A 20,458-nucleotide genomic window follows, 5' to 3' on the forward strand; every position below is an offset into this window, starting at 1 on the left:
GGGTGTGCCAGGCTGCTGGTGTTGATCAGTTTGAATGCGTTGATGAGTTGCGAAAGGGTTTCGGCCTGTTCTTGCAGGCTTTCTGCGGTTCGGGCCGTGGTTGAAACGGCGACGGCATTGTCTTGGGTGATGGCCTCGATTTCGCCGACCGCCTGGTTGATATGTTCAATGCCCAGGCTCTGCTCTTTGCCGGCAATGGTGATTTCACCCATGATCTGGGTGGCGTGCCTGGCCGACCCAGGATGTCTTGCATGATTTGCGCGGTTTGTTCAACCTGTTCGCTGCCGGCATTTAACCGGTTGGCCGAGTCCTGGATGAGGCTCTTGATATCTTTGGCGGCATCGGCACTGCGCAGGGCAAGATTACGTACTTCGGCGGCCACGACGGCAAACCCGCGACCTTGTTCGCCGGCCCGGGCGGCTTCAACGGCTGCATTCAGTGCCAGAATGTTGGTCTGGAAAGCAATCGAATTGATGACCCTGATGATGTCGACGATTTTCTTTGCGCTGTCCTGGATTTCAGCCATGGTGCGGGTCACTTGTTCGGCGGCTTCAGCGCCACGCGTGGCTGCCTGTGCTGTTGAGGCCACCAGTTGATTGGCCGCTTCAGAGTTTTCGGCATGTTGCTGCACGATGGAGGTAATTTCAGTCACTACCGATGAGGTTTCTTCGACGTTGCCGGCTTGCGATTCTGTGCGTTTGGCCAGTTCGCCGTTGTCACGGGCCAGTGAGGTTGCCTGCTGGTTGACCTGATCTGTCGTTTCTTTGATTTGGCCGACCAGTAGTTTGATATTGATTTGCAGCTTGCGCAGCGACTGCATTAAATGGGCGATTTCGTTGTCGCCGTTGGCGTCGATACGGCCCGACAAGTCGCCGGCCGCCATACGGTCAATGTCGCGCTGGGCCTGTGCCAGCGGGCTGATGAGCCGTTTGTAAATGGCCACGCCACCGAATGCGGCCAGGACTGCGCCGGCCAGCAGCGTAAGTTCAGCCAGAATGGGCAGCACAGAGCCCGAGGTGTTGCTGCCGCTGGAAAGATTCAGCTGCCAGATAATGAATGCGTTCAGCAGGAACAGCGCGATCATGCTGCCTGTCCATAACACCAGCCGCGATTTAAGCGACAGTTCGGCTGGGGGATGCTGAGGGTGGCGTGCAAAGCGGGGGCGTTTGATGACGGCCCCTTCGCGTATAGTGATGCGACGGCTGCCTTCACGTACGTCACGGTAGGCCGCTTCGGCTTGCCGGACCTGTTCGCGCGAGGGCTTGACGCGGATCGAAGTGTAGCCGGTGACTTCGCCGTTTTCGGTAATGGGAGCGGCGTGGGCTTCAACCCAGTAATGGTCGCCATTCTTGCAGCGGTTTTTACAAGCCCGGTCCAGGCCTTGCCGCTTTGCAGGGTGTGCCACAAATCGTAAAACGCTTCTTTGGGCATGTCGGGGTGGCGCACGATGTTCTGGGGGCGCCCATTAGTTCGTCGGCAGAGTACCCGCTGATACGGATGAAGTCTTGATTGACATAGGTAATGTTGCCTTGCAGATCGGTTTTTGAAACGATGGTTTCAGTATCTTTGAGGCAATATTCGTGTTGGGTCACTGCGCGTTCCTGTCTCATGTCCTTTGATCCTTTGGTGCAGCGGTTCTGGTGCCGAGGTAAATACCAACGGGCAGAACAGCACTGTTCGCAACGAGATGGCGGGGTTTGGGCCAGGCAGTGTCGGTGTCGCGGGTTCAGGGCGACGGGTGTTGATGGTGTTTGCAACAGGCGGTGTTTGGGCTTGGTGCGTCAATTTGTAAGTTACGTCAGTTTTTATGTCTTTATTATTGTGTCTGTTGTCGGACAGCGCTAGGTGGGATAACCCTAGGCCTTGAATTGATTCAGGGTTTCAAGCGCGCTGATAATGGATTTGGCCATGCTCTGCATGTCCTGGCGCGAACGGCGGGCCTGGGCACGCAAGGCCTGAAAGGCGCTGTGCTGGTCGAGTTGAGCGCGCTCCATGATGATGCCGATGGCGACGCTGATTTCGCGGCTGGTGCTCAGCGCATGTGTCAGGTTTTCTTCGGACTTTTGCAGCTGTGCAATATCGGCGGCCCGTGCCAGGCCCGCTTCGATGGCCGGGATCAGCTGTGCCGTATCAACCGGCTTGACCAGGTAACCGATGGCGCCGCAGCGGGTTGCTTCACGTACGGTTTCTTCATCGGCATAGGCGGTCAGAAAAATAAAAGGGATAGGTTCCGTTTCGGCGAGTCGCGCGGCCAGAGTCAGGCCGGACATGCCTGGCATGCTGATGTCCAGCACGGCCAGGTCGGGCTGGAAGCTGTCGCGGATGGCCAGCGCCTGTTCTCCCGAGCTGGCTTCCGCCACCAGATAACCTGCGTTTTTCAAACCTTTGGACAACATGGCCAGCACCAGTCGGTCGTCGTCGACGATCAGCAGCTTCGGAGTTTCGGGCGACGCGGTGTGAGTCATTTTTTCTGGCTGACGCTATAAATAACGGGTGGGCGAAGGATGAGCCGTGTTTCGACAAACCCGGGGCGATTGGTGAACAGGAGACGGGCACTGTCGGTGGGTAGCATCGATCGCACCAGCTCAAGCCCTGTGCCAACGCCGCACTCATTGTCAAAGTCGAACCCTTCAGGTAGCTGGCCCGGGTTGGTGATGGTGATGCAGGCGCATTCATTCTCATCGTTCCAGACAACGCTGACACTGAGGCTGCGACCGGACTCGTTCTCGTGCAGGTGCTTGGCGGCGTTCAGGATCAATTCGTTGAGGATGAGGGCAATGGGAACGCGCTCGGGCTCAGACACGCGGATGCGTTCGGGGACATTGACCCTGACCGTAATGACCTGTCCGGCTGGCAGCACCAGCTCTTGCACCATGCGCGCAATGCTGGGTGCCATCTCGCACAGAACCACCTCGTTGTACAAGGCTTTGCCTTCCAGACCGTGGACGACAGCAACGGTGCGAACCTGGGCAATGGCCCGTTCCAGAATGGGTGCGGTCCAGGGTTGGGCCTGGGCATGCTGGCGCAGCATTCCTGCCACCCCTTGCAGGCTGTTCTTGATGCGGTGATGTACCTCGCGGATCAGGACGTTGCGTTGACGTTCGAGGCGTTCGACGTACAGTTGGGTTTGCGATTCGATGAAGGCCGCGTGGGTATTTACCGAATGAAGAGCCAGAAAGTGCTGAAATTCGTTGTGGGCGTTGAAGATGGGTGACACACTCAGGTGCACCCAGAAGGGGTCTGGTTTTTGGTGTAACTGAGCAGTTCACCTGAAAAATTTTGCTTGAGTGCGATTTGCGTTCGCAGCTGGCTGATCATGTCAGCATCGGTTTCAGGGCCATGCAGCAGCTGGCTGACCTTACGCCCGATGACCTCGTCGGGCGTGTAGCCCGTAAGTTGTGTGAACCCCGGGGACACCCAGAAGGTATGAAGGCTTTCATCGAATAGCGTGACAAATGCAACGGGTGAGGCTTCGCAGGTGTGCGTGGCGATATCGGTGGCCCGTGGTGAATGCAAGAGGTCAGACATAGATGAATCATGTTCAGAAAACTGGCCCATTGTAAATACATGCCTTTAAAAATGAAGGGGGACAAACCCGAGGTCCGCGATAAAATCAGGTAAATCATTTTTAGTTTCAAGCGGCGACCAGGCTGTCGTCCCCAAGGAAAGCATCATGTCGTACCAGCATATTCAGGTCCCTGTTAACGGGGAAAAGATCATCGCCAATGTCGATGGGTCGTTGCATGTCCCCGATCAGGTCATCATTCCGTACATCGAGGGCGACGGAACCGGTAAAGACATCATGCCTGTCATGCGCAAAGTGGTTGATGCCGCGATTGCAAAGGCTTATCAGGGCCTGCGTGCCATTCACTGGATGGAGATTTTTGCGGGTGAAAAGGCGGCTGGTTTGTATGGCGACACTCAGTTGCCGGCTGAAACGGTGCAGGCGATTCGTGATTACATCGTGGCCATCAAGGGGCCGCTGACCACGCCGGTCAGTAGCGGCATTCGTTCATTCAACGTGGCGTTGCGCCAGCAGCTTGACCTTTACGTGTGCTTGCGGCCGGTCCGCTATATCAAGGGTGTACCCTCGCCAGTGGTTAATCCCGAACGGGTCAATATGGTGGTGTTCCGCGAAAATGATGAGGATGTCTATGCTGGTATTGAGTACCCGGCGTTCTCGTCGCAGGCCGGTGCCCTGATCGATTTCTTGCAAAATACGCTGGGCGCGCAGCATATCCGCTTTCCCGAAACCTCTGCCATTGGCATTAAAACGGCATCGAAACAAGGGTCAGAGCGTTTGGTGCGCAAGGCGTTGCAGTACGCCATTGATCATGATCGAAGTTCGGTCACGCTGGTGCATAAGGGCAACATCATGAAATTTACCGATGGCGCTTTTCGCGACTGGGGCTATGCGCTTGCGCGTGACGAGTTCGGTGCCCAGCTGGTTGATGGCGGCCCATGGTGTCGTTTGCGTAACCCCAATACAGGGCGTGACATCATCATTAAAGACGTTCTGGCCGATGCCTTCATGCCGCAGGCGTTGCTGCGGCCGCGTGAATTTGATGTCATCGCGACCACCAATCTCAATGGCGATTATTTTTCAGCGGCTCTGGCTGCACAGGTAGGGGGACTGCCATTGCACCGGGGGCCAACCTGTCAGACTCCGTGGCCCTTTTCGAGGTGACTCACGGGTCAGCGCCCAAGTACGCGGGTAAAGATTACGTCAACCCAGGTTCGGCGATCTTGTCGGCTGAAATGATGTTGCGGCATATGGGTTGGGCCGAGGCGGCAACCTTGATCACAACCGGTCTTGAAGCTGCCATACAAGAAAAGGTTGTGACGTATGACTTTGCACGCCGTTTGACCGGAGCAACCCAGGTGTCATGCTCGGGCTTTGGTCAGGAAATCATTAACCGGATGTAATTGCGACGAGGCAGTCGCTATAATAGAAATGTTGTCTTGTATCTTATATAAGACATATCACGCTAACCCGCGGTGTCCAGTCCCGGCTATCCGTGCCTGCTTATTCCGCGACAGACACAGGCTCAAGAGGAAACTATGACTTCCAAGATTATCTATACCCTGACCGACGAAGCGCCCGCATTGGCGACCCATTCGTTGTTGCCCATGGTCGAAGCGTTTGCCCGCACGGCCGGCGTCGCCATGGAAACGCGTGATATTTCGTTGTCGGGTCGTATTCTGGCGGTGTTCCCCGACCGTTTGACTGCTGAACAAAAAGTTTCTGATGCGCTGGCTGAATTGGGTGAACTGGCCACCAAGCCAGAAGCCAATATCATCAAGTTGCCGAATATCAGTGCATCAATGCCTCAGCTGAAGGCGGCCATCAAAGAGTTGCAGGCCTTGGGCTATGCCTTGCCCGATTACCCCGATGAGCCCAAAACCGACGAAGAAAAAGATATCAAGGCGCGCTATGACAAGGTCAAGGGCAGCGCGGTAAATCCGGTTTTGCGTGAAGGGAACTCCGATCGTCGTGCGCCACTGTCTGTAAAAAATTATGCGCGCAAGCATCCTCATAAAATGGGTGCCTGGGCGGCCGACTCGAAAGCCCATGTGGCCAGCATGACCGATGGCGACTTTTACGGCTCCGAAAAATCCGTTGTGGTTGATCAGGCGGGCGACGTCAAAATCGAACTGACTGCCAAAGACGGCAGTAAAACCGTCCTGAAAGCCAAAACATCCTTGAAAGCGGGCGAGGTCATTGACGGCTCTGTCATGTCGGCTTCCAAACTGCGCAGCTTCCTGCAAGCCCAAATCGAAGAGGCCAGGCAGCAGGGCGTTCTGTTTTCGGTGCACCTGAAAGCCACCATGATGAAAGTGTCCGACCCTGTGCTGTTCGGTCATGTCGTTTCGGTATTCTACAAAGACGTGCTGGACAAGCACGCTGATGCGCTCAAGCAAATCGGCTTTAATCCCAACAACGGTATTGGCGATTTGTACGCTCGTCTGGGTGATTTGCCTGCCACTCAGCAAGAGGCCATCAAGGCGGACATCGATGCGGCCTATAAGGTGCTGCCCGCGCTGGCCATGGTCAATTCCGACAAGGGGATTACCAACCTGCATGTGCCCAGTGATGTCATCGTTGATGCGTCCATGCCTGCCATGATTCGTGACTCGGGCAAAATGTGGAATGCCGAAGGCAAACTGCAGGATGCCAAAGCCGTTATTCCCGATCGTTGCTATGCCGGCGTTTACCAGGCGGTTATTGAAGACTGCAAGCGCAATGGCGCGTTTGACCCGGCGACTATGGGTAGCGTACCCAATGTGGGTCTGATGGCCCAGGCCGCCGAAGAGTACGGCTCGCACGACAAGACATTTGTCGTACCTGCCGATGGCGTGGTTCGTGTGCTTGATGCCGCGGGCAACACCCTGATCGAGCATGAGGTTCAGGCCGGCGATATCTGGCGCATGTGCCAGACCAAAGATGCCCCGATTCAAGATTGGGTCAAACTGGCCGTCAACCGTGCACGCCTTAGCAACACCCCGGCAGTATTCTGGCTTGATCCTGCCCGTGGCCACGATGCGCAACTGATCGCCAAAGTCGAACGCTACCTGAAAGATCACGACACCAGCGGCCTCGATATCCGGATCATGACGCCGGTTGACGCTACGTTGTTCTCGCTCGAACGTATTCGCAAGGGTCAGGACACCATTTCGGTTACCGGAAACGTGTTGCGCGATTACCTGACCGACCTGTTCCCCATCATGGAACTGGGTACCAGTGCCAAGATGCTGTCCATCGTGCCGCTGATGGCGGGTGGTGGCCTGTTTGAAACCGGTGCCGGTGGTTCTGCGCCCAAGCACGTTCAGCAATTTGTTGAAGAGGGCTTCCTGCGTTGGGATTCACTGGGCGAGTTCCTGGCGCTTGCGGCATCGCTTGAGCATCTGGCCAATAGCTACAACAACCCGAAAGCCAAGGTGCTGGCCGATACACTTGATCGTGCGACAGGTCGTTTCCTTGACGAGAACCGTTCGCCTGACCGTAAGGTAGGTGGTCTTGATAACCGTGGCAGCCACTTCTACCTGGTCATGTTCTGGGCGCAAGCCTTGGCCGAGCAAACCGATGACATCGAGTTGCAGGCCAAGTTCGTTCAGGTTGCAAAAACCTTGACCGAAAATGAAGCCAAGATCGTGGCTGAACTGGCGGCTCCACAAGGCAAGCCGGTTGACATCAGCGGCTACTACCGCCCCAGCACGGCCAAGGTTGACGCGGCCATGCGCCCCAGTGCTACCCTTAACGCAGCGATTGCATTGCTGGGTTGATGCCAGTACCGCACTTAGTGGGTTTCAGACCTGACGAGTGCGGTGCACGTTAAGTTTGCAGGTGCTGTATCCGGGTTTTGACGGTGGCCTGCAGTAAACCGAAACGCCCCTGAACATACTGTGTTCAGGGGCGTTTCGGTTTTAATTTAATGACCGGCAACCTTTTGTTTGATCACCAGTAACCCAGAATCTTCCACCACAACCCGCCGATATAGAACCAAACGGCAAGGTTGACGACGCTCATGACAAAGCCGACTTTCCACCATTCGCCCAGTGTGGCGTAGCCCGAACCGAAGATGATCGGTGCTGTGCCGGTGCCATAGTGGGTCAGTGACATCATCAGTGATGATGAAAAGCCCAGCGTAAGGGCCAGCAGGGCAGGTGGGGCACCCAATGCAATACCTGCGGTCAGGAAGGCCGCCATCATGGCAGTAATGTGCGCCGTTGTGCTGGCGAAGAAATAGTGGGTGTACACGTAGACCAGCACCAGAATCAGCATGCCAGGAATCCAGCCGACGCCCAGACTGTCAATCCCGGAGCCAACCGTCGTTGCCAGCCACGACACCAGGCCCAGCTTGCCCAGAAAGCTGGCCATCATCACGAGTGCGGCAAACCAGACAACGGTATCCCAGGCGCCTTTGTTTTTCAGGACCTCATCCCATTGAAGCACACCGGTGACGAGCAGGATTGACAGCCCGATAAAGGCTGCCGTTGTCGGGTTGATGGCATAGGCATCGCCGAACAGCAGTTCGGGTACCCCGGCCCACATGAACAACAATAGTCCGAATACACCGAGCGTGACTTTTTCAGCCAGTGACAGCGGCCCCAGACGTTCGAGTTGCGCTTTGGCAAAGTCAGGGGCATCGGGTGTCTTGGTGATTTCCGGTTTGTACATGAAGTAAATAACCAGGGGCATCAGTAACAGCGAAATGATGCCGGGCACAAAGGCGGCAACTGCCCACATTGTCCAGCTGAGCTCAAAGGCCGGGTCGGTACCTTGTGCAATCAGGCTGACAATCAGCGGGTTCGGTGCGGTTGCTGTGATAAACATGGCTGATGTAATCGGATTGGTGTTGTAGTTCACCAGGGACAGGTATCGACCGATTTTTTCGGTGGAGCCCGGTTCAGGCTTCGAGCCGAAGCTGTCCGCAACTGACTTCATGATCGGGTGAATGATGCCACCGCCGCGCGCGGTATTGCTGGGGGTTACCGGTGCCAGAATGGTTTCAGTGAACGCCAGTGCATAGGCAATACCCAAGGTACGTTTTCCGAACAAGGCAATCAGCATGTAACCGATACGGGCACCCAGCCCGGTTTTGGTCAGGCTGATGGAAATCATGATCGAGATCCCGATCAGCCATATCAGACTGTTTGAGAACCCGCTCAGTGCATCGGCCAGTGCTGCGCCCGGCTTGCCCGGATTGGTGACGCCGGTAATGGCGACCAGCGAGATGGCGATGATGGACACGGCCCCGATGGGTAGCGCCTTGCCAATGATGGCGGCAATGGTGCCGACAAACAGCGCCAGATGATGCCAGGCATTCTGGCTGACCCCTTCGGGTGGGGGAATTAAAAACCAGAGGGTTAGTGTTATTGCGACTGAAACCAGCGCGGGGACCGGCTTGACGGGTTCGAGAGTGACTGACATGGGAATTGGCCTTTGCAAGAGGACGTTGTTTGACTCCCGTGATCCTAGAGGGTCTGGGTGTTATGGGCTTTGACGGATGTCATTGTCGCTGCGTGTTGTTACGGTTTTGGTAACTCGTACGGCTTCCTGGTTTGATGTTCAAGGTGAAAAGCCCCGAACCACGAGGCGCGGGGGCTTGTTGTTTGTGCAATAGGCATCGGGGGCAGTTCGCATCAATTGCCCCCGTGCCGATTACTGCAGATCGAAACGGTCAGCGTTCATTACCTTGGTCCAGGCGGCGATGAAATCATGCACGAATTTCTCGCGGTTGTCGTCCTGGGCATAGACTTCGGCATACGCACGCAAGATCGAGTTTGAACCGAACACCAGATCGACACGGGTGGCTGTCCACTTCGTGGCACCGCTGGCACGATCAACGATGTCATAGCTGTTCCGGCCTGTCGGTTTCCAGCTGTACGACATATCGGTCAGGTTGACGAAAAAGTCGTTGGTCAGGGCACCGACGCGGTCGGTAAACACGCCATGCTTAGTACCGCCATGGTTGGTGCCCAAAACCCGCAGGCCACCGATAAGAACCGTCATCTCGGCGGCAGTCAGCCCCATCAGCTGGGCACGATCAAGCAACAGTTCTTCGGGTTTGACCACAAAGTGCTTTTGTTGCCAGTTTCGGAAGCCATCGGCGACGGGTTCGAGCACTTCGAAAGACTCCACATCGGTTTGTGCTTGTGTGGCATCGCCACGACCCGGCGCGAAAGGCACAGTGACATTGATACCCGCAGCTTTTGCGGCGTGTTCGATGCCAACGTTACCACCCAGGACAATGACATCGGCAACACTGGCCCCAGTGTCAGCAGCAATCTTTTCATAAACAGCCAGCACTTTGGACAATCGACCGGGCTCGTTGCCTTCCCAGTCTTTTTGCGGTGCCAGGCGAATGCGAGCTCCGTTGGCGCCACCACGGTGGTCAGAGCCGCGGTAAGTGCGGGCGCTGTCCCAGGCGGTTGACACCAGTTCGTTGACGCTCAGGCCTGCGGCAGCGATTTTTGCCTTTACGGCGTCGATATCGTAGTTCGCGTTCCCGGCAGGCACCGGATCTTGCCAGATCAGGTCTTCTGCAGGTACTTCGGGGCCAATATAGCGGGATTTGGGGCCCATGTCGCGGTGGGTCAGTTTGAACCAGGCGCGTGCGAAAACGTCTTCAAAGTATGCCTGATCTGCCGCAAAGCGCTCGGAAATCTTGCGGTATTCCGGGTCCATTTTGAGGGCCATGTCGGCGTCAGTCATCATGGGCATGCAGCGGATCGACGGGTCTTCGACATCGGCCGGCATGTCTTCTTCCTTGATGCTGACCGGCTTCCATTGCCATGCGCCTGCAGGGCTCTTGGTCAGCTCCCAGTCGTGCTTGAGCAGCATCTGGAAGAAACCATTGTCCCATGTTGTAGGGTTGGTCGTCCAGGCACCTTCTACACCACTGGTTACCGTGTCACGGCCAATACCTCGGGTTTTGTGGTTCATCCAGCCAAGGCCTTGCTCTTCAACGTCGGCGCCTTCGGGGGCCGGCCCAAGGTTGGCGGCGTTGCCATTGCCGTGAGCTTTACCGACGGTGTGGCCACCGGCAGTCAGCGCAACGGTTTCTTCGTCGTTCATGGCCATGCGGGCAAACGTGACACGCATGTCGTGGGCTGTTTTCAATGGGTCGGGGTTGCCGTCAACGCCTTCCGGATTGACGTAAATAAGGCCCATCATCACCGCAGCCAGCGGATTTTCAAGGTCGCGTTCGCCACTGTAGCGGCTGCCTTCGCCTCCGCTCTTGGCCAGCCATTCTTTTTCGGAGCCCCAGTAAATGTCTTTTTCGGGGTGCCAGATGTCTTCGCGGCCGAAGGCAAAACCAAAGGTCTTGAAACCCATGGTTTCGTAGGCAACGTTACCGGCCAGAATAATCAGGTCTGCCCAGCTGAGCTTGTTGCCGTATTTCTTTTTGATGGGCCACAGCAGGCGACGTGCCTTGTCCAGGTTGCCGTTGTCGGGCCATGAGTTCAAGGGCGCAAAGCGTTGGTTCCCCGTGCCTGCACCGCCACGGCCGTCGGCAATACGGTAGGTGCCCGCGGCGTGCCAGGCCATGCGGATCATCAGGCCGCCGTAGTGACCCCAGTCAGCCGGCCACCAGGGCTGGCTGCTGGTCATCAGTTCGGCCAGGTCTTTTTAAGGGTATCGACGTCAAGTGTCTTGACGGCGTCGCGGTAATTGAAGCCCTGCAAGGGGTTGGTCTTGTTGTCGTGCTGGTGCAGGATGTCAAGGTTGAGTGATTCTGGCCACCAGGCCATTTGTGTCTGGCCGGCAGATGTCGCGCCACCGTGCATTACAGGGCATTGACCGGAAGAGTGTTGTGTGGATTCCATGCTGTGCTCCTTGCTGTTGTTGTGAGATGGTTCATTGTCACGCAATTAGATGAATTTATGAAATTGATTGTTCAGATTTAATTGATAGTCAAATACTATGGGTTGCCGTGTCACTGATCGTTCTGGGCTTGCAAAAAATACTACTTCAAAACCTTTTCCCTGAGTTTTCAGGATTACGCCAGCAGATACAAAACTTGATCGTAGTTTCAGTATTCATGTTGTGTTCATTTTTCGGGGACTATGCTTGAGTCTCAACAGGAAAGGAGTCATGCCATGAAAGCATTAGCCCCCATCGCCACCGTTATTGTGCTGACAGCGTCAGGTACGGCATTGGCCGGTGATGATTGTCATAGCCCAATGGCCGAGTGGAAGTCGCGCGACACCGTGGCCGCCTACGCGAGAGGGTTGGGTGTCACTTCAGAGCGGATGCGTATCGATGATGGGTGTTACGAGATACGTGGCCGGGATGCCGATGGCAACCGCGTTGAATTGAAAATAGAGCCTGCTACTTTGGCGATTCTTGAACTTGAAGTACGTTTTCGTCCGGGTGCGGATGCCTCACCCTATCTGCGGGGTCTGAACGCCCGGGCAGGAACCCCTGTAAACCCTGACAGCTCCCGTGCTCCAGATGTGCCTTCGGCGGCGTCCCCGACGCGGCCTGATACCAATTGAAAATTGGTCGTCCTCCCTTGTTCCCGGCAAAATCAAAAGGAAACTAATGATGAAACGCAATCTTGCGATTATCGCTCTCTCTACCGCTCTGGTCCTGCCCGGCATCGCCATGGCACGCCCGGTGACCGTCACCACAACGCTAAAGAACTATGGGGGCGATGGCGCCTATCTGGCGCTTTATCTGACTGACGCATCCGGTGCCTATGTGCGTACGCTGTGGGTGGCAGGAAAGAAGTCAAAGTATTACAAGCACCTGACCGACTGGTATCGGGCAACCGGTGGCAGTTCCGCGCAGATCAACGGGCTGACAGGGGCCAGCGTTGGAGCGGGCAAGACACTCAAAGTGTCTGTCGAGCTTGAGGATGCGCTGTTCGACGCCGGCTACAAGATCAATATCGATGCCGCAGCTGAAGATATGCGGGACAGTCCTCGCGAAATTTCGGTTCCGTTGACTAAAGCCGGTGCAGGTCAATCGGTCAGCGGCAAGCAGTATGTGGCCGGTTTCACTTACAGCCCCTGATTTCGAACGAGAGATTTATTCATGATTCGCATTCTGCATCGGTGGCCTGGGCTGGTATTGGCGGCGCTATTGCTGGTCATCAGTCTCAGCGGAGTGGCGCTGTCGATTTTCCCGGCACTCGAGGCTGCGAAGGCGCCTGCAATTGACGCCGAATTGACGGTGGCAGAGTTGGCCATGCGGTTGCAAGAAACTCACCCGGGGCTTGAGCAAATCAAGCGATCGCCCTCGGGGCAGTTCAGAGCCTGGTGGTTTGAGGGTGATCAGCCAGGTTCTGCCGTCGTTGATCCAATGACGGGTCAGAGTGTTGCGAGTGCTGATCCTGACCTTGTACGCAAGTGGCTGACCACGCTGCATCGTTCCCTTTTTTGACGATGCAGGTCGATTGACTACGCTTGTGGGTGCGGTTGCCATGCTGATACTGGCGTTGTCCGGCGCCGTACTGGTAGCTCGGCGCACGGGTGGGTGGCGCCGCTGGTTTGCGCGTTTGCGTGGCCCGCTGGCCGGGCGACTCCATACCGAAATCGCGCGTATGGCGGTGTTTGGGCTGGTCCTGTCGGCCTCGACGGCGATCTGGATGTCGGCAGAGACCTTTGATGTGGTATCGGTCGAACCCGTCAGCCCGCAAATGCCTGCTCAACTGAGTGGTTTGAAGGGTATGCCGATTGCCGACATGGAAGCGTTTCGGTCGATTCCTGCCATCGAGTTGCGTGAACTGAGTTTTCCTGCCGCCGATGATCCTCATGAGCCATTTACTCTGGTAACCAATCAGGGTACCGGATACGTCGATGCCGGAACCGGGACGTTGTTGATCTGGCAAGATCTGAGCTTCCTGGAGAAGCTTTCAGAAACGATTTACATGTTGCATACGGGGCAGGGTGCAGCCATTCTGGGACTTCTGCTGGGTGTAATGGCGCTGGGTGTCCCGGTCATGGCTGTGACTGGGGTTTTCATTTGGCTTGCCGGTCGACGGGTGCGTCCTCGACTTAAAGACAATGCGCCTGCCTGGCAGGCTCAATCTGTCATTCTCGTGGGTTCGGAGGGTGGAAGTACCTGGGGTTTGCTGCGGCGCTGGCAGCTGCTCTACGCAGTGCGGGGCAGGGGGTGCATGTTGTTCCAATGTCCGATTTTGAACCCTTGCGTTATCGTCGTGCCGAGCGCTTCTTCATCTTTGCGGCCACGTACGGTGATGGTGATGCACCGGCGACAGCCAGGGGCTTTCTTGAAAAGTTGCAAAAGATGGCGGTTTCCCCAGTGCACCGTTGGCGGTGCTGGGTTTCGGTGACCGCAGCTTCCCGGACTTCTGTGGGTTTGCCAAGGCCGTTGATGAGGGAGCCCGCGCCAGGGGTTGGCCCGTGCTGTTGCCTTTTGATACGATCAATCGTCAATCATCTCAAGACTTTGCGCGTTGGGGCAGAGATTTGGGTGCTGCTATGGGGCTCCCGCTTGAACTGGATCATCAACCGGCGGTTCCCGCGTGTGAAGCGCTGACTTTGCGTGAACGCAGGGATTACGGTGAAACCGTGCAAGTGCCCATGGCAATTTTGCGATTTGAACTGCCTCAAGTCCCGTTTTGGCAGCGCTTGACGGGTAAAGGGTTTGCACGTTTTGAGGCCGGCGATTTGCTGGGTATCTTGCCCGAGGGGTCTGGTGTTCCACGTCTCTATTCGCTGGCCTCGGGTACGCGCGACGGATACATGGAAATCGTGGTGCGCAAGCATCCGGGTGGCCTGTCCTCCGGGCAGCTGCATGATTTGAAACCGGGTCAGAAGGTCAGAGGATTCTTGCGGCACAACGCTGGCTTTCATGCCGGTTCTGACAGCAGGCCATTGATTCTCGTCGGTGCGGGTACCGGGGTAGGGCCTTTGATCGGATTTATACGCGCCAATAATCGCCAACGACCCATTCATCTGTTTTTCGGGCTTCGCTGCATTGAAAGTGATTTCCTGTACCGGGAAGATCTGGCGGCCTGGCAGTCCAGTGGGCAGTTGCAGCAACTGTATCTGGCGATATCTCGTTCAGAGCATCCACAGTACGTGCAGGATGTGTTGCGCCAGAACGCTTCAGTCGTTACCGATGTCATTCGTCAAGGCGGGAAAATAATGCTTTGCGGTGGTCGTGAAATGGCCCGCGGGGTTAACGAGGCAATGGCTGAAATTCTTGTGCCACTGGGGTTGACCAAAGAAATGCTGAAAGAAAAAGGACGTTACGTTGAAGATGTCTACTGATCAGGTTCGTCATGCGCTCAATGGCCCGACAATGGGGACACGATGGTCTGCCTTGTTTTTTACCCCGCCGGGGTTCGATATCGAGCGATTAAGGGGCGCATTGCAGCAGGCCGTCGACCAGGTTGACGCCCAAATGTCAACATGGAAACCAGACAGCGACCTGATGCGTCTGAATCATGCACCAGTCGGTGTTTGGGTGGAAGTGCCCCATGAGCTGGCAGAAGTGCTTGCTCTGGGTCTTGCCATTGGCAAGGATTCTGGCGGGGCCTTCGACATTGGTATGGGCGATGCCGTACGTGCCTGGGGTTTCGGCCCGCAAGCAGCTGACACAGCGGGCATTCAGGCCGCCATGAAGGAATCGCGACGGCCTGCCCACGAGTCTTTGTGTCACGACGGGGGCCGGGTAGTCAAGCGGGCTGCGATTGACATCAATCTGAATGGCATCGCCAAAGGGTATGGGGTTGACCGTCTGGCCCAGGCTTTGCGTCAGCATGGCATACAGGCAGGGTTGGTGGGTATTGATGGCGAAATGCGTGCGCTGGGCACCCGACCTGATGGCGAGGCCTGGAGCATTGCCGTCGAGGCCCCCGACCCCGATCGTCGCGCAGCGCATTCGGTGCTGTGTTTACAAGATGCTGCTGTTGCCACTTCGGGTGATTATCGTCACTGGGTCAGTGTCAATGGGCGTCGTTTGTCCCACACCATGGACCCCCGTCGCGGCGCTCCGCTGGTGTCGTCACCCGCATCAGTCACCGTCGTCGCGCCGACCTGTGCAGAGGCGGATGCCTGGGCGACGGCCTTGATGGTGGTCGGGTCTGAGGCAGGGTGTGCTCTGGCTTTGCGTCAGGGGCTTAATGCATTGTTTCTGATGCGAGACGGTCCAGGCAGTGTCAGAGCGGTGGGTTGCGGACGCCTTTTTGATGGCGTCCTCGCCCGTGCATGAAAAGAGTGGTTTTAGAAATTCCAGTCAACCACGGTTGAAATGCCTCCCGCTGCCGAATACACGCCTTTAATCGTATCGTTGGCCCACATTTCAGGCAGGTTGGTAATACCAGCCGTTGCCGGGCGTTGACAGCGGTGCGATATAGCCGGTGGGGCTGGTGTTGAAGCCCGAGGGCAGGCTTGCCGACGAGCCCGGTGTGGTGGCGTTGCCGAAGACCGTAATGTCGATGCTGGCGGCATCTTGTGAGCCTGTCCAGAGATTCGGTGCAGGCGTAACACCCCCGACCGACAATAAATCGGAAAATGTGTAGCCGTAAGGATTTCCCAGTGCGGCAATCGTGCCTGCATATTGATCGTACGTTGCTTTCGGCAGGACATTATCAACCGTGATGCCGGTGACGCCTTGAGCTTTTGCAGCGGCACCATCGTAGTTATACAGCTGCGACCAGTTCCAGCTGTTGGACAGATCAATGGTCGCTGGCCCGGTTGTTGCGTTAACCGCCGTGTGCGTCGTATTCGGGTTGGTATAGGTTGCGTTCGCCCCCAAAGGCCTGCATCAAAGCCGGACACAAGATACGATTTTGCGAAACCGTCGGCGTCGTTGCCGAACGTGGGGGCATAAATTGCATTTTGCAGGTCGGAGTACGACATGCTGATCACGTTCGTATTCGCGCCGGGCAATCCTGGAAACAGGGGCTTAACACGAATTGTGTATCTGATGAGCCGGGCGCACCGGTTGTGCCAGCGGTTTGCGTGCTTAACTGGTACAGGTTCAGGGTGTTTGCGTTGAAGAAATATTGCGACTTGACCCCGGCAGCGACACGCGGATTGGCGATGATGTCGTCAAGGTAGGGCTTCCACACATCAGTTGGCCAAAGATCGGTGTTTGCGTTGGGGCCAAGAATCATGGGGGTTTTGCTGTCTGCACCCTGAACCGCACCGGCTGGAAGGTGCTTCATGAGTGTGTCCAGACTCGCATTGAATCCCGAGGAACTCACTATTCCCTGTGGTTGACCGTTGACCTGGATGGATACGTTGGGTCCGAAGTTGTTCAGCGCCGAGATGTCGATCTGATCAAATACCGAAGGTGTCAGGACAGCCTCAACCATTGTGAAATTGAAATCGTAGGACAGGGCATTCTGGGGTGTGAGATTGGCTTTTGGGACAGCAGCCAGGATAAATCTCCGGCAGATGACGCCGACGATTGCATGACAACGTAATAGTTGGACGGGTAATAAGACCCGACATTCGGCCCCTGGGTGATGGTGGCCTTAGTTATGTTTTGGGTGGCGTAATTTTCGACCAGTTTAATGACATTTTCATAAGAGTCCAGCTGGCGATTTATGGGAACCGCGTTACCTGCCTGGTCAAATGCGATGAAGTAAATGTGGCTGTAGTCAAACGCAGATATTGTGGGGTCTATGTTGAAACTGAATGTTGTTGTCGCCACTTTCGTCTCCTTCATGGCATAGGCAGGCTACATTGGAATCAACGTGTGCCATCGGGGCCAAAGTAGGGAAAAAGCGATTGTCAGTCAAGTTTTTTCAGGCAACAAAAAAGCCCTTGGGAAACCAAGGGCTTGAATGAGGTTTGCTGGCGGACAGGGTGGGATTCGAACCCACGGTACGCTTGCACGTACGCCTGATTTCGAGTCAGGTACATTCGACCACTCTGCCACCTGTCCGGGTTGCGGTCTTTGCCAGCAAGTCCGCAATTCTAACAGATCAAAAAATATTCTGCACGCGGGCCTGTTCAGGCAACTCTTATAGAATACAGGCCTGTTATTCATCAAATACCACCTCCATTTTGAACAGGGGAGCAGTATGTTGTCAGGCAAGCGCGCAGTCATTACGGGTTCAACCAGCGGTATTGGTCTGGGTATCGCCCGGGCGCTGGCGTCGAACGGGGCCGATGTCGTTCTCAACGGCTTCGGAGACCCGCAGGCGATTGAAAAAGAGCGCTTGAATATTGAACTTGAGTTTGGGGTCAAGGCCCGCTTCATCCAGGCCGATCTGTCGCAGGCGCAATCGACACGCCAGTTCATTGAAGATTCCGTTTCCGCTTTGGGTGGCATCGATATTCTGGTGAATAATGCCGGTATCCAGCACACCGATCTTATCGAAAACTTTCCGATTGATCGCTGGGATGCCGTCATTGCACTGAATCTGTCCGCCGTATTTCATGGCACGGCAGCGGCCTTGCCTCACATGAAGACGCAGGGATGGGGGCGGATCATCAACATCGCGTCAGCGCATGGACTGGTGGCTTCTGCCCAGAAGTCGGCGTACGTGGCTGCCAAGCATGGCGTTGTGGGTTTGACTAAAGTGATAGCGCTTGAAAACGCCGGCAATGGGGTGACGGCCAATGCGATTTGCCCGGGTTGGGTGCGCACGCCGCTGGTCGAGCGTCAGATTGAAGCCATGGCGGCCAAAAACGGTACCGATATTGAAACCGCGGCCAAAGAGCTGCTGTCAGAAAAGCAGCCGTCCTTGCAGTTTGTTTCTCCCGAGCAGCTCGGTGCTGCGGCCGTATTCCTGTGTTCCGATGCAGCCGCACAGATGACTGGCACCAGCCTGTCCATGGATGGCGGCTGGACCGCCCGCTGAGCGTTTCATCGCGACCTGTCAGCCCCTGAAAAAACGAGGGGCTTCGCGCGTGGAACTGGGGCCACCCAACTATTAATTGATGCGAGCGTGCCGGACAAGCGCGCCGCCCTTACCTGTTATGTCTTCAGGAGTCCGTCATGCTGGTAGTGCTTTCACCCGCAAAAAAACTCGATTACGATTCGCCCGTTCGTACGACCAAACATTCTCAACCTCAGTTTGTGCTGCAGGCACAGGGCCTTATTGACGTATTGCGCCAGAAGTCGGCGACAGAAATTTCCGGCTTGATGAGCTTGAGCGATACGCTGGCCCGGCTGAATGTTGAGCGTTACCAGGCTTGGGAGCCGAAGTTTACGCAAACCAATTCAAGGCAAGCGGTGCTGGCGTTCAATGGTGATGTGTATGAAGGCCTGGACGCCGCTACGTTGTCTGACGACCAGCTTGACTGGGCGCAGCAGCACGTCGCCATTCTTAGCGGGTTGTATGGTGTTCTGCGCCCGCTTGATCTGATGCAACCGTATCGTCTTGAAATGGGCACGCGGCTGGCAACCGGGAAGGGCAAAAACCTGTATGACTATTGGGGCACGGAAATTGCCGAATACCTTAATCAGAGTCTGGCGCAGCAAGGTTCTGATGTTATCGTCAACTTGGCCTCAGAAGAGTATTTCAGGTCGGTTGATCAGAAGGTTCTTAAGGCCAGGGTGGTGCAGTGTGTGTTCCAGGACGAAAAAACGGCACCTGGAAAATCATCAGTTTTTATGCCAAGCGTGCCCGGGGGTTGATGGCCCGGTACATTGTTGATCATCGCATTGATGAGCCCGAACAACTCAAGGGGTTCAACGTTGACGGCTATGCGTTTTATCCAGAGGCCTCCACCGATCTGAAGCTTGTGTTTCGTCGGCCGGAACAGTGACGGTTTCGCATGAGCAACGCATCCCGTATTTTCCTGTTCTTTTCCCTGGGTTATTTTGTCTCGTATCTGTACCGTGGCGTCAACATCGGGTTTTCTACGTTTCTGACGTCTGAAATCGGTTTGTCGGCGGCTGATCTTGGGGTCCTGACCAGTCTGTATTTTCTGGGCTTTGCCATGACGCAAATTCCCGTTGGTGCAGCGTTGGACACCTGGGGCCCCCGTCGCGTCAACGGCGTACTGATTTTGTTTGCTGCAGCAGGTTCCGTGATCTTTGGTCTAAGCGACTCGATGTGGGGGCTGATGCTGGGGCGGCTGGTTATCGGTATAGGGGTCGCGGTGTGTCTGGGAGCAGCAATGCAGGCCATGGCGTTCACGTTTCCGATGCACCGGCTACCCATGATTAACGGGGCGGTGGTCGCCATTGGCGGGTTGGGCGGTGCGGTAGTGGGTACGCCGCTCTCGCTGGCGCTGGATGTGGTGACGTGGCGTAGCGCCAGTCTGTGGCTGGCCGGGTTTACGGTGGTGGTATCGTGTTTGTTGTTGTTTGGTGTGAAAGATACCGGGCCGTTGCAGGGGCGCAAACGGCCCTCGATGAAGGAGCAGTTGAAAGGCACCCTTGAAATTGCCGGTAGTCGCGTGTTCTGGCAGATTCTGCTTTTCCCGGCGGTTGTTGCCAGTACGTTCTATGCGGTCCAGTCGTTGTGGGTCAAGCCGTTTCTTCTGGATGTGAATCACCTGCCGCAGTCAACGGTTGATGGCCTGGTGTCATTGCTGGGCATTTCTGCCGTGGTGGGCAGTGCGGCGTCAGGACTGGTGGCGCGCCGTGTCGAAAAGCTCGGTATCGGCCTTTATCATTTCACGGGTTTGTTGCTGGCGTTGCTGGTAGTGGTTCAACTGTTGATCTTGGCCGGAGCGCCGTTGCCCCAGTCGGTGTTCTGGGCCGCCTACGGATTTCTGGGCGGGACCAACACCCTGATTTACGCCGTGCTGGTGGAAACGTTCCCGCGCACTATGCTGGGGCGTGTGGCCACAACATCCAATATGCTGGTGTTCTTCCTTATTTTCGCGTTCCAGAACGCCATCGGCTGGGTTATCGAGTTGTGGCAGCCCGTTGCGCCCGGGGTGTACCCGGCGCAGGCGCACATTGTGGCCTGGGCGCTTGTCCTTGCACTGCAGGTCGCGGCCGGCATCTGGTACTTTGCCAGCCAGTCTCCCAAGCCAATCAGGGAAGGTTAAACCGCGCTTGCGGGGT

17 protein-coding genes, 1 tRNA gene and 3 pseudogenes are annotated in these 20,458 nt (G+C 56.1%); 11 read left to right on the forward strand and 10 right to left on the reverse strand.

The annotated features are described in order from the left end of the window. Positions 1–25: 25 nt before the first annotated feature. The 5 genes from N7E01_RS12890 to N7E01_RS12910 form a co-directional block, all read right to left on the reverse strand. Entirely contained in the window at positions 26–1,405 is a 1,380-nt protein-coding gene (locus N7E01_RS12890) for a methyl-accepting chemotaxis protein (RefSeq protein WP_289173149.1), read from the reverse strand. After that, entirely contained in the window at positions 1,362–1,592 is a 231-nt protein-coding gene (locus N7E01_RS12895) for a PAS domain S-box protein (RefSeq protein ID WP_289173150.1), read from the reverse strand. The genes N7E01_RS12890 and N7E01_RS12895 overlap by 44 nt, the downstream gene beginning before the upstream one ends. A gap of 264 nt (positions 1,593–1,856) precedes the next feature. Continuing rightward, the gene (locus N7E01_RS12900; protein WP_289173151.1) at positions 1,857–2,465 is read right to left on the reverse strand and encodes an ANTAR domain-containing response regulator; all 609 of its coding nucleotides are present in this window, start codon (positions 2,463–2,465) and stop codon (positions 1,857–1,859) included. Further along, positions 2,462–3,217 (reverse strand): sensor histidine kinase, encoded by a 756-nt coding sequence (locus N7E01_RS12905; protein ID WP_289173152.1) that lies wholly within the window; start codon positions 3,215–3,217, stop codon positions 2,462–2,464. The genes N7E01_RS12900 and N7E01_RS12905 overlap by 4 nt, the downstream gene beginning before the upstream one ends. Before the next feature lie 2 nt (positions 3,218–3,219). Next, the gene (locus tag N7E01_RS12910; RefSeq protein ID WP_289173153.1) at positions 3,220–3,528 is read right to left on the reverse strand and encodes a PAS domain-containing protein; all 309 of its coding nucleotides are present in this window, start codon (positions 3,526–3,528) and stop codon (positions 3,220–3,222) included. Positions 3,529–3,673: 145 nt separating this feature from the next. On the opposite strand from N7E01_RS12910, the pseudogene icd reads away from it, so the two are divergent. Both icd and N7E01_RS12920 read left to right on the forward strand, forming a co-directional pair. Beyond that, positions 3,674–4,926 (forward strand): annotated as a pseudogene (gene icd / locus N7E01_RS12915) (NADP-dependent isocitrate dehydrogenase). A gap of 135 nt (positions 4,927–5,061) precedes the next feature. Further along, complete coding sequence (locus N7E01_RS12920) at positions 5,062–7,284, forward strand: NADP-dependent isocitrate dehydrogenase (RefSeq protein WP_289173154.1); 2,223 nt, start codon at positions 5,062–5,064, stop codon at positions 7,282–7,284. 172 nt (positions 7,285–7,456) lie between these two features. On the opposite strand, the gene N7E01_RS12925 is transcribed toward N7E01_RS12920, so the two are convergent. Next, positions 7,457–8,932: an anion permease gene (locus tag N7E01_RS12925; protein ID WP_289173155.1), complete on the reverse strand. Its 1,476-nt coding sequence runs from the start codon at positions 8,930–8,932 to the stop codon at positions 7,457–7,459. A gap of 231 nt (positions 8,933–9,163) precedes the next feature. Next, a pseudogene (gene katG / locus N7E01_RS12930) lies at positions 9,164–11,331 on the reverse strand (catalase/peroxidase HPI). Positions 11,332–11,604: 273 nt separating this feature from the next. Between katG and N7E01_RS12935 the strand changes: the two are divergent. From N7E01_RS12935 to N7E01_RS12960, 6 genes are all read left to right on the forward strand, one after another. Further along, positions 11,605–12,003, forward strand: coding sequence for a PepSY domain-containing protein (locus N7E01_RS12935; protein WP_289173156.1), 399 nt, complete (start codon positions 11,605–11,607; stop codon positions 12,001–12,003). A 46-nt stretch (positions 12,004–12,049) separates the two neighbouring features. After that, positions 12,050–12,523, forward strand: a complete 474-nt coding sequence (locus N7E01_RS12940) for a DUF2271 domain-containing protein (protein WP_434089517.1) — start codon at positions 12,050–12,052, stop codon at positions 12,521–12,523. 21 nt (positions 12,524–12,544) lie between these two features. Next, positions 12,545–12,892: a PepSY domain-containing protein gene (locus tag N7E01_RS12945; RefSeq protein ID WP_289173157.1), complete on the forward strand. Its 348-nt coding sequence runs from the start codon at positions 12,545–12,547 to the stop codon at positions 12,890–12,892. Between the two features lie 13 nt (positions 12,893–12,905). Continuing rightward, on the forward strand, positions 12,906–13,805 hold the full coding sequence (locus tag N7E01_RS12950) for a PepSY-associated TM helix domain-containing protein (RefSeq protein ID WP_289173158.1): 900 nt from the start codon (positions 12,906–12,908) through the stop codon (positions 13,803–13,805). 148 nt (positions 13,806–13,953) lie between these two features. After that, positions 13,954–14,748 (forward strand): ferredoxin reductase domain-containing protein, encoded by a 795-nt coding sequence (locus N7E01_RS12955; protein WP_289173159.1) that lies wholly within the window; start codon positions 13,954–13,956, stop codon positions 14,746–14,748. Then, positions 14,738–15,691, forward strand: a complete 954-nt coding sequence (locus N7E01_RS12960; RefSeq protein WP_289175812.1) for an FAD:protein FMN transferase — start codon at positions 14,738–14,740, stop codon at positions 15,689–15,691. The genes N7E01_RS12955 and N7E01_RS12960 overlap by 11 nt, the downstream gene beginning before the upstream one ends. 90 nt (positions 15,692–15,781) lie before the next feature. Here N7E01_RS12960 and N7E01_RS12965 read toward each other — a convergent pair whose 3' ends face one another. From N7E01_RS12965 to N7E01_RS12975, 3 genes are all read right to left on the reverse strand, one after another. After that, on the reverse strand, positions 15,782–16,237 hold the full coding sequence (locus N7E01_RS12965) for a hypothetical protein (RefSeq protein ID WP_289173160.1): 456 nt from the start codon (positions 16,235–16,237) through the stop codon (positions 15,782–15,784). A gap of 109 nt (positions 16,238–16,346) precedes the next feature. Further along, positions 16,347–16,799 carry a hypothetical protein gene (locus N7E01_RS12970; protein ID WP_289173161.1) on the reverse strand — a complete coding sequence of 151 codons (453 nt, stop codon included), beginning with the start codon at positions 16,797–16,799 and terminating at the stop codon, positions 16,347–16,349. 485 nt (positions 16,800–17,284) lie between these two features. Beyond that, a tRNA-Ser gene (locus N7E01_RS12975) sits at positions 17,285–17,374 on the reverse strand. A gap of 139 nt (positions 17,375–17,513) precedes the next feature. Here N7E01_RS12975 and N7E01_RS12980 point away from each other — a divergent pair. The 3 genes and pseudogenes from N7E01_RS12980 (at position 17,514) to N7E01_RS12990 (ending at position 20,442) form a co-directional block, all read left to right on the forward strand. After that, a complete protein-coding gene (locus tag N7E01_RS12980; RefSeq protein WP_289173162.1) occupies positions 17,514–18,296 on the forward strand; it encodes a 3-hydroxybutyrate dehydrogenase in 783 nt (260 codons plus the stop codon). A gap of 137 nt (positions 18,297–18,433) precedes the next feature. Continuing rightward, positions 18,434–19,206: pseudogene (gene yaaA, locus N7E01_RS12985) on the forward strand (peroxide stress protein YaaA). Between the two features lie 9 nt (positions 19,207–19,215). After that, positions 19,216–20,442 (forward strand): MFS transporter, encoded by a 1,227-nt coding sequence (locus tag N7E01_RS12990; RefSeq protein ID WP_289173163.1) that lies wholly within the window; start codon positions 19,216–19,218, stop codon positions 20,440–20,442. The last annotated feature ends 16 nt before the right edge of the window (positions 20,443–20,458 follow it).

Origin of the sequence: Neopusillimonas aromaticivorans (assembly GCF_030344915.1) — a bacterium.
Classification (GTDB): Bacteria; Pseudomonadota; Gammaproteobacteria; order Burkholderiales; family Burkholderiaceae_B; genus Neopusillimonas; species Neopusillimonas aromaticivorans.

What these genes read in the sequence shown, in the direction of transcription:
- N7E01_RS12910 (WP_289173153.1), bottom strand. Translation starts at nt 3,528, where the DNA reads ATGTCTGACCTCTTGCATTCACCACGGGCCACCGATATCGCCACGCAC.
- N7E01_RS12925 (WP_289173155.1), bottom strand. Translation starts at nt 8,932, where the DNA reads ATGTCAGTCACTCTCGAACCCGTCAAGCCGGTCCCCGCGCTGGTTTCA.
- N7E01_RS12900 (WP_289173151.1), bottom strand. Translation starts at nt 2,465, where the DNA reads ATGACTCACACCGCGTCGCCCGAAACTCCGAAGCTGCTGATCGTCGAC.
- N7E01_RS12955 (WP_289173159.1), top strand. Translation starts at nt 13,954, where the DNA reads ATGGGGCTCCCGCTTGAACTGGATCATCAACCGGCGGTTCCCGCGTGT.
- N7E01_RS12935 (WP_289173156.1), top strand. Translation starts at nt 11,605, where the DNA reads ATGAAAGCATTAGCCCCCATCGCCACCGTTATTGTGCTGACAGCGTCA.
- N7E01_RS12940 (WP_434089517.1), top strand. Translation starts at nt 12,050, where the DNA reads ATGATGAAACGCAATCTTGCGATTATCGCTCTCTCTACCGCTCTGGTC.
- N7E01_RS12990 (WP_289173163.1), top strand. Translation starts at nt 19,216, where the DNA reads ATGAGCAACGCATCCCGTATTTTCCTGTTCTTTTCCCTGGGTTATTTT.
- N7E01_RS12920 (WP_289173154.1), top strand. Translation starts at nt 5,062, where the DNA reads ATGACTTCCAAGATTATCTATACCCTGACCGACGAAGCGCCCGCATTG.
- N7E01_RS12960 (WP_289175812.1), top strand. Translation starts at nt 14,738, where the DNA reads ATGTCTACTGATCAGGTTCGTCATGCGCTCAATGGCCCGACAATGGGG.
- N7E01_RS12980 (WP_289173162.1), top strand. Translation starts at nt 17,514, where the DNA reads ATGTTGTCAGGCAAGCGCGCAGTCATTACGGGTTCAACCAGCGGTATT.
- N7E01_RS12970 (WP_289173161.1), bottom strand. Translation starts at nt 16,799, where the DNA reads ATGGTTGAGGCTGTCCTGACACCTTCGGTATTTGATCAGATCGACATC.
- N7E01_RS12945 (WP_289173157.1), top strand. Translation starts at nt 12,545, where the DNA reads ATGATTCGCATTCTGCATCGGTGGCCTGGGCTGGTATTGGCGGCGCTA.